The following is a 12889-nucleotide window of genomic DNA, read 5'->3' on the forward strand; positions in this document are numbered from 1 at the left end:
CGAGGGGCGGGCGGCGCGGGCTCGCGCTGCGCGGGCTCACGCTGCGCGGGGCGGGGCGGGGCGGCCTGCTCCCGCCGCGCGGCTCGGTGTCTCAGCCGGCCGCGGCCGGCGCCAGCGTGGCGGTGTCCCCGCGACGCTGGATCGTGAGCCCGTCCTGCACGACCCAGACCCGCAGCGCGTCGAGCCGGAACTCCTCGAACCGGTCCGGGTGGTCACGGAGCAGTGCCCGGAGCTCGTCGTCCATCGGGAACCGTGGGTCGATCCCGGCGACGAGCACTCCGTAGTCGCCGTACTGCACCGCCTGGGTCGCACCACGGTGGCCGATGAACACCGCGAACGCCTGCTGCGACGCCCCGGACACCAGGACCTTGTCCGTCCGCGGGACCCCGTGCGCGTCGAGCGCCGCGTCGAGCCGGGCGTACCCGGTGGTGCGGGTCTCGGCGACGGTGCGCACGACGACCGCCGCGGGGACGATCGTCACGGCGACCAGGACGAGCGCCACCACGGTCGTCACCGGCGGCCGCGACCGGGCGAGCCGGGCGTACCCGACGGCGGCGAGCGCGACGGCCCACGGCATCCACGCCTGGTAGTAGTGCGGCAGGGCGACGTTCGCGGTGGCGTAGAAGACGACGAGGATCCCGAGGGCGATGCCGAGGAGCGCGACGAGCCGGTCCGGACGGAGCACGAAGGCCGCGACGATCCCGACGAGGAGCACGACGACCGCCGGCCAGCCCACGCCCTCGACGACCCGCACGAAGTTCGTCCACCACGGCGCGAGCATGTACGTCTTCCCGAGGACCGAGATCTCGTGCCCCTTGGTGTCGTGCTCCCCCTGGAACGCGAGCATGTACGCGATCGCCCGGGTGCCGCCGACGGGCACGTACGCCGCGACGAAGACCACCGCGAACGCCCCGGTGGCGGCGACACCGCCGGTGACGAGTCCCGACCAGCGGCGGAACAGCAGCGGGACGGCGACGACCGCGAGCACGAGGACGGCCGTGCTGACCTTCGACGTCACCGACAGCGCGAGCAGGGCACCGGCGAGCGCCATCCACCACCAGCCGTCCCAGGCCGGCGTCCGGTCGGCCGCCCGCCTCGGCCGAGCCGCCCACTGCCACGCGGCGGCGAGCCCCGCGACGGCGAAGAACGTCATGACCGGCTCGAGCAGCGCGAGCCGGTCGATGCGCGCCGCGGTCCCGGAGGCGACGTCGGTCCACGTCGGCGAATCGCCGCGCGGCGTGAGCCACCACAGTCCGGCCGCGAGGAGCGCGCCCCAGTGTCCGACGGGCCGCCGGAGCCAGGCGAACAGGACGACGCCGGTGCCGAACGACGCGGTCGCGGCGACGAGTCGGGGCCCGAGGACGCCCTCGCCCACGACGAGCTGCGCGAGGCCGAACAGGTACTTGGCGGTCGGCGGGTGCTGCAGGTTGTCGGTGAGCACCCCGTGCACGTAGGCCCACCCGGCGCGCGTGTAGGTGAACTCGTCGACGTAGGGGCTCTGCCGGCCGATGTGCCAGTACGCGACGAACAGCCCGGCGAGCGCGATCGCCGCGAGGGCGACCACTCGGATCGTCGGTCGCGCTCGGGTCACGGAGAGAGAGCCTATTGCGCCGGGGGCTCGAGCGGATCGAGACCCGCGGCCACCGGGGTGAGCGCCGCGCCGACGTACTCGACGAGGGAGCGACGACCGACGCCGTCGGCCACCCAGACGCCGAACGCGGCAGCGGCGGCGCCGAGCATGGCGCCGGACACCGTCTGGGGCCAGAGGGCGGCGGGGTGTTCGCCGGTCCGACGGGCCACGAAGGCCGACACGGCGGCGTGCTGGGCGCCCACGCGAGCCGCGACGCTCGCGACGAGTTCGTCACCGATGCCCATCACCTCGGCCTGCGCGATGGCCCACGGCACCCGCTCGGGGTCGTGGGCACGGGCGGTGGCGAGGAGGGCGGCCTCGACCGCGCGGACAGCGGACTCCTCGGTCGAGGCCGCGAGGCATGCCGGCAGCGTGGCGACCGCGGCGTCGAGGTCGAGCCAGAGCACGTCGGACTTCGCGGTGAAGTAGTTGAAGAAGGTCGCCCGGCTCACGCCGGCCCGAGCGGCGATGTGGTCGACCGTCGTCCGGCCGTAGCCCTGCTCGAGGAACAGCTCGGCTGCGGCGTCGGCGAGCACCTCGGCGCTCGAGCGTCGGGGGCGGCCACCGCGGCGCATCGGTTCGTCCATGGCCCCCAGTAAACCGCTAGACTCGTTCGGCGATGATCTTGGACTCAGTACAGAAAACAGCGGCCGCGGTCGCCGGTGCCACCGCGCTCCTCCTCGTGCTCGCGGGCTGCACCGGTGGTGGCACCGCCGGCTCGAGCAGCACCCCCGTCGACGGCGGCACGCTCGTCTACGCCTCGGGCGACGCCGAGCCGACCTGCCTCGACCCGCACGTCGGTGGCAACTACCCGCAGGCGCTGCTGTCCACCCAGTACATCGAGGAGCTCACCGCGCTCGAGGACGGCAAGCCCGTGCCGGCGCTCGCGAAGTCGTGGACGACGAGCGACGACGGGACGACCCTGACGTTCACCCTGCGCGACGACGTCACGTTCACCGACGGCACGCCCTTCGACGCGGCCGCCGTGGTGGCGAACATCGAGCACGTGCAGGACCCCGCGACCGCCTCGAGCACGGGCTACCTCGCGCTGCAGTCGATCACGAAGGCGACGGCCACCGACGACCACACCGTCACGCTGACCCTGAGCCGCCCGGACAGCGCGCTGCTCGAGTCGTTCTCGCAGCCGTGGGTCGGCATGGAGTCCCCGAAGGCACTGGAGCGCTCGCAGGCGGTCAACTGCGAGTCGCCCGTCGGCACCGGCCCGTTCGAGGTCACCGGGTGGAAGCACGGCGATCGCGTCACGCTCCGGAAGAACAGCGACTACACGCCGCTCGACGGCGACACGAAGCCGCGCCTCGACGGGATCGCCTGGCGCTTCCTGCCCGACTCGACGTCGCGGTACGCGGCCCTGCAGTCCGGCCAGGTCGACGTCATCGACAACGCCCAGCCCGACCAGATCCAGGCGGCGTCGTCGAAGGGGTCCATCCGCGACCTCGACGCCCCGCGCCCCGGTGCGTCGAACCGCCTCGAGCTGAACTCCGGCCACGGGGTGTTCCGCGACGAGGCCGTCCGCAAGGCCTTCATCGCCGGCGCCGAGATCGATCCCGGCATCCGGTCGCTCTTCCTCGGGACGGCGAAGCGCTCCTACTCGGTGCTCTCCAGCGTCGAGCCGTACGCGTACTCGGACAAGAGTCTGTTCCGCTACTCCCCCACGAAGGCGGAGCAGCTGCTCGACGACGCCGGCTGGAAGGTCGGCAGCGACGGCATCCGCGAGAAGGACGGCAAGCAGCTGACGGTCACGTTCCCGGTGTCGACGAACCAGTCGGTCCCCGCGGAGCGCAGCCTGTTCCAGCAGATCCAGGCCTCCGAGAAGGCGGTCGGCTTCAAGGTCGTCCTCGAGGAGCTCGACCTGTCCAGCTGGTACGCGGCCCTCGCGGCGAACGAGTACGACGTCGTGAGCGCGCCGTACACGAAGGTCGGTGCCGACGTCCTGCGGATCCTGTACGACTCCGCCAGCATCACGCCCGCACCGTCCGGCTACTTCGCGAACCTCGCACAGCTCGACGACCCGGCGCTCGACGACCTGCTCCGGCGGGCCGCGCGGACCTCGGACGCGTCCGAGCGCGGGAAGCTGTACGAGCAGGCGCAGCAGACCATCCTGTCGAGCGGCACGGTGCTCCCGCTCTACGACCAGCAGAACCACTTCCTGCTGCGGTCGAGCGTGCACGGCGTGCAGACCACCGCGGTGTCGACGCCGTGGTTCGGCACGGCCTGGATCGACCGCTGATCGCGACGCCCGGATCGTCGGACAGGAGGCACGGATTGCGTCGCGGACGTCGGCCACGGCGCACCGGGTGGTCGGGCTGGGCCCTGTGGGGCCTCCGCCGCCTGGCCGGCGGCGTCGGGGTGCTCTGGGCGGTCGCCACGATCGTGTTCGTCGCGATCCGGCTCATCCCGGGCGACCCCGCCCTCGCCATCCTCGGCGGCCCGGGGTCGCAGGCCTCGGCCGAGGCGGTCGCGCAGGTCCGCCAGGAGTACGGCCTCGACCGACCGGTGGTCGTGCAGTACGCGGTGTTCCTCGGTCGCCTGGCGACCGGGCACCTCGGGGACTCCTACGCCTTCCGCACCCCGGTGGCGACGCTCCTCGGGCAGCAGCTGCACGTGACGCTCACCCTCGCCGTGCTCGGGCTCGTCGTCGCCTGGGCCCTCGCGATCGTCGCCGCGTGGTGGTCGACGCAGCGCGGGCGGTTCGCCGCAGGCCTGACGAGCGCCATCACCGTCACCGCGAGCGTCACGCCGCACTTCTGGCTCGGCAGCGTCCTCATCGTGGTGTTCGCCAGCGCCCTCGGCTGGGTGCCGGCGGTCAGCGACGGCACCGTCCGCGGCTGGGTGCTGCCGGTCGTCACCGTCGCGGTCCCGGTCGCCGGGTACCTCGCCGAGACCGTCCGGGACGGCGTGGTCGACGCGCAGCGCTCGGCGTTCGCGCTCGCCGCCCGCAGCCGCGGTGAGACCCGCGCCGGGCTCTTCGGCCGGCACCTGCTCCGGCACGCCGCGCTGCCCGGGATCGCCCTGTCTGCATGGGCGTTCGGTTCGCTCGTGTCCGGCGCGGTCGTCGTCGAGTCGGTGTTCGCGCTGCCGGGGATCGGGCGCGCGCTCGTGACGGCGGTGACGCAGCGGGACATGCCGCTCGTCGCCGGCATCGCGCTCGTGTCGGCCGCGGCGTACGTGGTCGTGCTGGCCGTGGCGGACCTCGTCGAGCGTGCGGTGGACCCGCGTGCCGCCGGGACGGCGGGGGCGACCCGGCGTCGCGCCCCGCGCGTCACCCGGCACGGGGCGGGCGCACGGTGAGCGGGATCGCCGAACCGCGCCTCCAGGCCGGTGCCCAGGGTGACGCGTCCGCCGGACGGTCCGAGCGAGTCCGTGGGGGGACGCTCGGCCCGGCCGGATGGACTGCGGCCGCCGTCGTGGCGCTGGCCGTGGTCGCGGCGGCCTGGCCGGCGCTGCTCGGCGGCGGCGACCCGCTCGCCGTGCACCCGTCCGAGGCGCTCCGGGCGCCGTCGTGGTCGAGTCCGTTCGGCACCGACGAGTCCGGGCGGGACGTGCTCGCCCGGGTCGTCGCCGGCACGCGGGCGTCGCTCGTGGTGGGCGTGGTCGCGACCCTCGTCGGCGGCGGGGTCGGCATCGCGCTCGGCGTCCTGGCCGGCCTCGGCGGACGGATCGTGGACGCGGTCGTCGGCCGGCTCACCGAGGTGGCGTTCGCGCTCCCGCTGCTCCTCGTCGCGCTGGTCGTCATCGCGGTGACCGGCCCCGGACCCGTCCCGGCGATGCTCGCGGTCGGGTTCGCCACCGCGCCCGGGTACGCCCGGATCGTGCGCGGCCTCGTGCTCCGTGCGCGCCGCTCGCAGGTGGTCGAGACCGCCGTGCTGATGGGACGCTCCCCCGCCGTGATCACCCTGCGGCACGTGCTCCCGGCGGCCCTCTGGCCGGTCGTGGCCGTCGGGACGCTCGGGGTCGGGCAGGCGATCGTGTGGGCCTCCGCGCTGAGCTACCTCGGCGTCGGTACCCCGCCGCCGGCACCGGAGTGGGGCGCGATGCTGGCGGACGGTCGCACGTACCTGCAGACCGCGCCGTGGATGAGCGCCTTCCCCGGCCTCGCGATCGTGGTCACCGCGACCGCGGTCACGGTGCTCGGCCGGGCGATCCGACGAACAGGAGTGATCCGATGACCGTGCTCGACGTGCAGGGGTTGACCGTCGCCATCGGCGGGACGGTGGTCGTGCGGGACGTCGCGTTGCGCGTCGAGGCCGGCGAGTGCGTCGCCCTCGTCGGTGCCTCCGGCTCCGGCAAGACCGTGACCGCCCGGGCCGCGCTCGGCCTGTCGGCGCCCGGGTCGTCCGTCCGGGTCGACCGGTTGCGGGTGGCCGGGCTCGACGTCCGGGCGTTCTCGGACCGCCGGTGGCGGAGCGTGCGCGGGTCACGCGTGGGGTACGTCGGCCAGGAGGCGCTCGGCGCCCTCGACCCGCTCCGCCCCGTCGGGCGCGAGGTCGCCGACGCCCTGCGGCTGCACACGGACCTGCGGGCCGCGGAGCGCGTCGAGGCCGTGCGCGCCGCGCTCGAGGCCGTCGGGCTCGACCCCGCGATGGCCACCGACGGCCGACTCGCGGGCTCGCTGTCGGGCGGGATGCGGCAGCGCGCGCTCATCGCGGCGGCGACCGTGGGCTCGCCGGCGCTCGTGGTGGCGGACGAGCCCACGACGGCGCTCGACGCCGGGGTGGCGGTCACCGTGATGGAGCAGCTCCGTGCGGCGCAGTCGCGCGGGGCGGGGCTCCTCGTGATCACGCACGACCTCGGGCTCGTCGCGGGGTGGGCGGACCGGGTGGTCGTCGTGCACGAGGGGCGCGTCGTGGAGGAGGGACCGGTGGCGTCCGTCCTCGAGGCGCCCCGGCACGAGGCGACGCGGGCGCTGGTGCGCGCGGCCGGAGGTGGCCGCGGTCACGGCGGCGGTGGCGGGGGCGGCGGTCGCGTTGGTGGCGGGGGCGGCGGCTCGCACGGTGCGGAGTTCGTCGGCCGGGTCGAGGACGACCGCCCCGTGCGACCTTCCAGCCCCGCACCGAGCGAGCAACACCGCACCGGATCACCGACCCCGCACCGTGCGGCATCCGTCAGCCACGTCGAGGACGACCGCCCCGTGCGAGCTTCCAGCCGCGCACCGAGCGAGCAACACCGCACCGGATCACCCACCCCGCACCGTGCGGCATCCGCCAGCCCGGTGGAGGATGACCGCCCCGTGCGACCTTCCAGCCCCGCACCGAGCGAGCAACACCGCACGGGATCACCAGACCCGCACGGTGCGGACGTCGTGCTCGCGGCCGAGGGGCTCGCGCGCGCGTTCGACGGCGTCCCCGCGGTCCGGGACGTGTCGTTCGGCCTCGGTCGCGGGCGCGTCCTCGGGGTGATCGGCGCCTCGGGGTCCGGCAAGACCACGCTCGCGCGGATGCTCCTCGGCCTCGAGGTCCCCGACGCCGGCACGGTCACGCTCGACTCGTCGCCGTGGGTCCCCCTCGACGAGCGCACACGACGACCGATGCGGCACCGGGTCGCGGCGGTGGTGCAGGACCCCGGTGCGACGTTCGACGAGCGGTGGAACGTCGAGCGGGTCCTCGCGGACGCGTTCTCGGGCGGGGCGGAGCGGTCGGCCCGTGGTGCCCTCGGTCCCCGCGTCGACGCTGCGCTCGACCAGGTGGGCCTCGACCCCGCGCTCCGCCGACGCTCGCCGTCCACACTGTCCGGCGGGCAGCGGCAGCGCCTCGCGATCGCCCGGGCGCTGGCCACCTCGCCCGAGGTCATCGTGCTCGACGAACCGGTCACCGCACTCGACGCCACGGTGCAGGACGCGGTGCTGACGCTCCTCGAGGGGCTGCGCGACAGCACGGGCGTGGCCATGGTGTTCGTGTCGCACGACCTCCGGGCCGTCCGGCGGATGGCGGACGACGTGCTGGTCGTGCACGAGGGCCGCGTGGTCGAGCACGGCTCCGCGGCGACGGTGTTCGACCGTCCGACGCACGCCGTGACCGCGCGCTTGTTGCGCGCCGCCGAGCGGCTCGCCGCCGGCCCGCGGCCCGAGGCCGGCGCCGCGTAGCGCGCCCGCGCGCGGGCCGCCCCCTGCGCCGCCGCGGACGGCTGCCGAGACTCGGCCGGGCGGACACTTTCGCGGTGCGGAAGCCCGAGGAACGTCCGCCCAGCCGAGTCTCGGCCATGCACCGCGCCGCGCCGGACGAGCGGAGGCACGGGGCGACGTCCGTGGCGGACGCGCACCGTGCCTCCAGGCCGGCCGCTCGTACGGAGCAGCAGGCTGCGACTAGGAGCCCGCTGGCTCCTTCGACCCCGCACCGGACGACGGCACGTCGCCCGAGATGATCGGGATCTCGCTGGTCGAGAAGTCCTTCGCCCAGTCGGACTGCGCCAGGTCGGACTCCGGGTCGTTGTAGTCCTTGATGACGTCCGCGATCTCGTCCTCGTGCGCCACCGTCGGTCCGGACCCCATGAGCGGCGTCGCGGCGGTCTCCTTCGTGAAGTACACGGCGACGAGCCCGATGAGGGCGGCGGCCATCAGGTAGAAGGCCGGGATGTCCTCGGCCCAGCCGTAGCCGGCGTCCTTCGCGGCGTTGATGAGCGCGGCGGTCGCGAGCGGGGTCGTCCCACCGAAGAGCGACACCGACACGTTGAACGCGATGGCGAGGGCGCCGTAGCGGATGATCGTCGGGAAGAGCGCGGGGAGCGTCGAGGGCATCGTGGACGTGAAGGTCACGAGCACGAGACCGAGGATGAGCAGCCCGAAGAACACGCCGACCCCGGTGCCGCTCTGGACGAGCTTGAGCGACGGCCACGACAGCAGCAGGAACCCGATGCAGCCGGTCGCGAGGACCGGACGACGGCCGAACCTGTCGGACAGCCGGCCGCCGAACGTGATGACGACCATCATGAGGATCATCACGATGACGATCAGGATGAGCCCGAAGGTCGCGTTCTGCCCGAGGTTCTGCTCGAGGTACGTCGGCATGTACGACAGGAGCATGTAGTCGGTCACGTTGAAGACCAGGACGAGACCGATGCAGATGATGAGCCCGCGCCAGTTCTCCGCGAAGAGCTTGAGGAACGGCGTCTTCTGCGACTCGCGCTCGGCGGCCTGCTCCTGCTGCTTCTGGAAGGCCGGGGTCTCCTCGAGCTTGAGGCGGAGGTAGAGCCCGATGAGGCCGAGCGGACCGGCGACGATGAACGGGATGCGCCAGCCCCAGCTGAGGAGGGCGTCCTCGGAGAGACCGAACTGCAGGCCGGTGACGATCGACGCGCCGAGCACGTAGCCCGCGAGCGTGCCGAACTCGAGCCACGAGCCCATGAACCCGCGGCGCTTGTCCGGCGAGTACTCGGCGATGAAGGTCGCGGCGCCGCCGTACTCACCACCGGTCGAGAAGCCCTGCACGAAGCGCGCGACGAGCAGCAGGACCGGGGCCCAGAACCCGATGGTCTGGTACGAGGGGATGAGGCCGATCATGAGCGTGCCGGCGGCCATCAGGATCATCGTCAGCGCGAGGACCTTCTGGCGGCCGATCTTGTCGCCGATCGGGCCGAAGACGGCACCACCGATCGGGCGCACGATGAACGCCGCGGCGAAGAAGCCGAAGGTCGCGACGATGTTCGCGGCCGGGTCGCCCTTCGGCAGGAAGACCTGCGAGATGGTCACCGTGAGGTACGCGAAGATGCCGAAGTCGAACCACTCCATCGCGTTGCCGAGGGCTGCCGCGGCGACGGCGCGCTTGAGGAGCGACTCCTCGACGACGGTGACGTCGTCCTTCGTCAGCTTGCGGCGGGCCCGCTTCACGGCGCCCTTCGTCCGGAGCGGCCGATCGCCGTTCGCGGGGCTGGTCTGGTTCGGTGACAAATCGTTCCTCCGGTAGTGCTGCGTCTTGCCTTCGGGCGCCCGGCGAACGGCGACGATGCAGTCCTCGCGAACCCCGCGCCCGCCGGACAAACTCCGACAGCCTACCAAACACCCGGCGTGTCCGTCAGGACCGTGTGGTACCGACCGTCAGCGATGACGGTGCGAGCCGCTACCATCGGGAGTACCGCGCCGCACGTGCGTGGACATTCAGGCACCTCACCACGGACTCGGTGCCGCACACAGCGGTCGCAGCACCGCGCCGAACGGAAGGCCCGCCATGTCGAAGCCCATGCCCGAGAAGCCCACGGTGGACGGACTCGAAGACGTCTGGGGCCCGGTCTGGGAGCAGGACGGCACCTACCGGTTCGACCGCGACGCCGCCGGCGACCGCAGCAACGTCTACTCGATCGACACCCCGCCGCCCACCGCCTCGGGTTCGCTGCACATCGGGCACGTGTTCTCGTACACGCACACCGACCTCAAGGCCCGGTACGAGCGCATGCGCGGCAAGCACGTCTTCTACCCGATGGGCTGGGACGACAACGGCCTGCCGACCGAGCGCCGCGTGCAGAACTACTACGGCGTCCGCTGCGACCCGCAGCTCCCCTACGACGCCACCTTCGTGCCGCCGTTCGAGGGCGGGGACGGCAAGTCGTCGAAGGCCGCCGACCAGATCCCGGTGTCGCGCCGCAACTTCATCGAGCTGTGCGAGCGCCTGACCGTGCAGGACGAGCAGCAGTTCGAGCACCTCTTCCGCACGCTCGGCCTGTCGGTCGACTGGACCCAGTCGTACCGGACGATCGACGACACCTCGCGGGCGAGCGCACAGCGTGCCTTCCTCCGCAACCTCCAGCGCGGCGAGGCCTACCAGGCCGACGCCCCGACGCTCTGGGACGTGACGTTCCGCACGGCCGTGGCCCAGGCCGAGCTCGAGGACAAGGAGATGCCCGGCGCGTACCACGGCATCGCCTTCCACCGCACCGACGGCGGCGACGACGTCGTCATCCAGACCACCCGCCCCGAGCTCCTCCCCGCGTGCGTCGCCCTCGTCGCGCACCCGGACGACGAGCGCTTCCAGGACCTCTTCGGCACCACGGTCCGCTCCCCCCTGTTCGACGTCGAGGTCCCGGTGCTCGCGCACCACCTCGCGCAGCAGGACAAGGGTGCCGGCATCGCGATGGTCTGCACGTTCGGCGACACCACCGACGTCGTCTGGTGGCGCGAACTGCAGCTGCCGAACCGCGCGATCATCGGCTTCGACGGCCGCGTGCGCTCCGACGAGCCGGCCTGGATCGAGTCCGAGGGCGGCAAGGCCCTCTACGCCGAGATGGCCGGCAAGACCGTGTTCTCGGCGAAGAAGGTCGTCGTGGACGCCCTCACCGCGTCCGGTGACCTGATCGGCGACGTGAAGACGATCACCCACCCGGTGAAGTTCTTCGAGAAGGGCGACAAGCCGCTCGAGATCGTCTCGACGCGCCAGTGGTACATCGTGAACGGCGCCCGCGACGAGGAGCTCAAGGCGACGCTCCGGCGCCGCGGCGACGAGATCGCGTTCCACCCGGACTTCATGCGCGTTCGGTACGACAACTGGGTCGGCGGCCTGTCGGGCGACTGGCTCATCTCGCGCCAGCGCTTCTTCGGCGTGCCGCTGCCGGTCTGGTACCCGCTCGACGGTGACGGCAACCCGGTCTTCGACCAGCCGATCGTCCCGACCGAGGCCCAGCTCCCCGTCGACCCGGCGTCCGAGCCGGCCCCTGGCTACACCGAGGACCAGCGCGGCGTCGCCGGCGGGTTCCAGGGCGAGCTCGACGTGATGGACACCTGGGCCACCTCGTCGCTCACCCCGCAGCTCGCGGGCAAGTGGGAGACCGACCCGGCGCTGTACGACCTCGTGTACCCGTACGACGTCCGCCCGCAGGCGCAGGACATCATCCGCACGTGGCTCTTCACGACGGTGCTCCGCAGCCAGCTCGAAGCGGACACCGTGCCGTGGAAGCACGCGTCGATCTCCGGCTTCATCGTGGACCCCGACCGCAAGAAGATGTCGAAGTCCAAGGGCAACGTCGTCACGCCGCTGTCGATCCTCGAGCAGCACGGCGCCGACGCGGTCCGCTACTGGGCGGCTTCGTCGAAACTCGGCACCGACGCGGCGTTCGACCCGCAGAACCCGAAGCAGATCAAGGTCGGCCGCCGTCTGGCGATCAAGGTCCTGAACGCCGCGAAGTTCGTCTACGGCTTCCCGCTGCCCGAGGGCGCCACGAGCGTCACGGAGCCGCTCGACGTCGACGTACTCGCCGAGCTCGGGTCGGTCATCGACCAGGCCACGACGGCGTTCGACGCCTTCGACCACGCCCGTGCCCTCGAGGTGATCGAGCGCTTCTTCTGGACCTTCTGCGACGACTACCTCGAGCTCGTCAAGGAGCGGGCGTACGGCACCGCGTCCGACGCGACGCACGAGACGCAGGCGAGCGCGGTCCTCGCCCTCCGCGCCGCCATCGACGCGCTGCTGCGCCTGCTCGCACCGTTCCTCCCGTTCGCGACGGAGGAGGTGTGGGCCTGGACCCACGAGACCAGCGTGCACCGCGCCTCCTGGCCGACCGTGGCCGAGCTGCCCACGCAGGCCGAGCCGACCGGACTCCTCGGCGCGGTGGGGCAGGCACTCATCGGCATCCGCGGCGCAAAGACCGCGGCGAAGGCCTCGCAGAAGACGCCCGTGACGCGTGCCGTCGTGCAGGCGCCGGCCGAGACCCGAGCGCTCATCGAGCGTGCGGCGGTCGACCTGGCGGCCGTCGGCCGCATCGAGAACCTGTCGTTCGAGGACGGCGCGGAGCTCACGGTCACCGAGATCGAGCTGGCGGAGCAGCAGGCGTAACGTCGGCACACCGGCCGGGTCGCGTCACCGATGCGGCCCGGCACACGGACTGGAGGCACGGATGCAGTTGGGCAGACGCTGGAACGTGGGTGCCGAGGCACCCGGGCAACTCCCCGAGGCGATGGTCGTCGCCGTGCGGGGCGTCGAGGCCGAGCTCGTGGACGAGTCCGTCGACACGGCGGGGTGGGGCTGGACCCTGACGTTCCTCGAGGGCAAGCCGATGGTCGCGCTCGACGACGGCACCTCGATCCACCTCGACGACGCCGGGCGTGCCCAGGTGACGAACCCGGACGACGCCGCCGAAGAGGACTGAGCGCGCGCGCCCGCGCATCGCTTGGTGAGCAGAAATGGTCGGGTCCCGCTGGGCAACCCGACCATTTCTGCTCACGATGCGAGCACGCGCGCTCCTTCGCGAGCCCGCCCAGCCCGACCTCGTTGCAGGCCGTGCGGAACGCCCTCGATCTCGACGGACTCGGGGTGCGGCAAG

Annotated in this window: 9 protein-coding genes; 6 read left to right on the forward strand and 3 right to left on the reverse strand. The window is 72.9% G+C overall.

Translation table 11 applies throughout. The features are described 5' to 3' along the window. Positions 1-91: 91 nt before the first annotated feature. Positions 92-1591, reverse strand: a complete 1500-nt coding sequence (locus ACIQUC_RS05275) for a phospholipid carrier-dependent glycosyltransferase (protein ID WP_402264092.1) — start codon at positions 1589-1591, stop codon at positions 92-94. Positions 1592-1602: 11 nt separating this feature from the next. Further along, positions 1603-2217: a TetR/AcrR family transcriptional regulator gene (locus ACIQUC_RS05280; RefSeq protein ID WP_022908574.1), complete on the reverse strand. Its 615-nt coding sequence runs from the start codon at positions 2215-2217 to the stop codon at positions 1603-1605. Positions 2218-2249: 32 nt separating this feature from the next. Here ACIQUC_RS05280 and ACIQUC_RS05285 point away from each other — a divergent pair, with 32 nt between their 5' ends. The 4 genes from ACIQUC_RS05285 to ACIQUC_RS05300 are packed head-to-tail and all read left to right on the forward strand — an operon-like array spanning position 2250 to position 7730. Beyond that, on the forward strand, positions 2250-3878 hold the full coding sequence (locus tag ACIQUC_RS05285) for an ABC transporter substrate-binding protein (RefSeq protein WP_402264095.1): 1629 nt from the start codon (positions 2250-2252) through the stop codon (positions 3876-3878). 35 nt (positions 3879-3913) lie between these two features. Beyond that, the gene (locus ACIQUC_RS05290) at positions 3914-4939 is read left to right on the forward strand and encodes an ABC transporter permease (protein ID WP_402264098.1); all 1026 of its coding nucleotides are present in this window, start codon (positions 3914-3916) and stop codon (positions 4937-4939) included. Beyond that, complete coding sequence (locus ACIQUC_RS05295; RefSeq protein ID WP_402264101.1) at positions 4936-5817, forward strand: ABC transporter permease; 882 nt, start codon at positions 4936-4938, stop codon at positions 5815-5817. The genes ACIQUC_RS05290 and ACIQUC_RS05295 overlap by 4 nt, the downstream gene beginning before the upstream one ends. Then, complete coding sequence (locus ACIQUC_RS05300) at positions 5814-7730, forward strand: ATP-binding cassette domain-containing protein (RefSeq protein ID WP_402264103.1); 1917 nt, start codon at positions 5814-5816, stop codon at positions 7728-7730. Before ACIQUC_RS05295 ends, ACIQUC_RS05300 begins: the two co-directional genes overlap by 4 nt. Before the next feature lie 219 nt (positions 7731-7949). Here the strand turns inward: ACIQUC_RS05300 and proP are convergent, their stop codons facing one another. Then, a complete protein-coding gene (gene proP, locus ACIQUC_RS05305; RefSeq protein WP_022907236.1) occupies positions 7950-9530 on the reverse strand; it encodes a glycine betaine/L-proline transporter ProP in 1581 nt (526 codons plus the stop codon). A gap of 277 nt (positions 9531-9807) precedes the next feature. Between proP and valS the strand changes: the two genes are divergently transcribed. After that, on the forward strand, positions 9808-12402 hold the full coding sequence (gene valS, locus ACIQUC_RS05310) for a valine--tRNA ligase (protein ID WP_402264107.1): 2595 nt from the start codon (positions 9808-9810) through the stop codon (positions 12400-12402). A gap of 61 nt (positions 12403-12463) precedes the next feature. Further along, entirely contained in the window at positions 12464-12715 is a 252-nt protein-coding gene (locus ACIQUC_RS05315; protein WP_402264110.1) for a hypothetical protein, read from the forward strand. The last annotated feature ends 174 nt before the right edge of the window (positions 12716-12889 follow it).

The organism is Curtobacterium sp. NPDC098951 (assembly GCF_044759965.1).
Lineage (GTDB): Bacteria > Actinomycetota > Actinomycetes > Actinomycetales > Microbacteriaceae > Curtobacterium.

Bases quoted from the DNA above. Each gene is read 5' to 3' on its own strand.
- ACIQUC_RS05280 (WP_022908574.1), bottom strand. From the start codon at position 2,217: ATGGACGAACCGATGCGCCGCGGTGGCCGCCCCCGACGCTCGAGCGCC.
- ACIQUC_RS05300 (WP_402264103.1), top strand. From the start codon at position 5,814: ATGACCGTGCTCGACGTGCAGGGGTTGACCGTCGCCATCGGCGGGACG.
- ACIQUC_RS05315 (WP_402264110.1), top strand. From the start codon at position 12,464: ATGCAGTTGGGCAGACGCTGGAACGTGGGTGCCGAGGCACCCGGGCAA.
- valS (WP_402264107.1), top strand. From the start codon at position 9,808: ATGTCGAAGCCCATGCCCGAGAAGCCCACGGTGGACGGACTCGAAGAC.
- ACIQUC_RS05285 (WP_402264095.1), top strand. From the start codon at position 2,250: ATGATCTTGGACTCAGTACAGAAAACAGCGGCCGCGGTCGCCGGTGCC.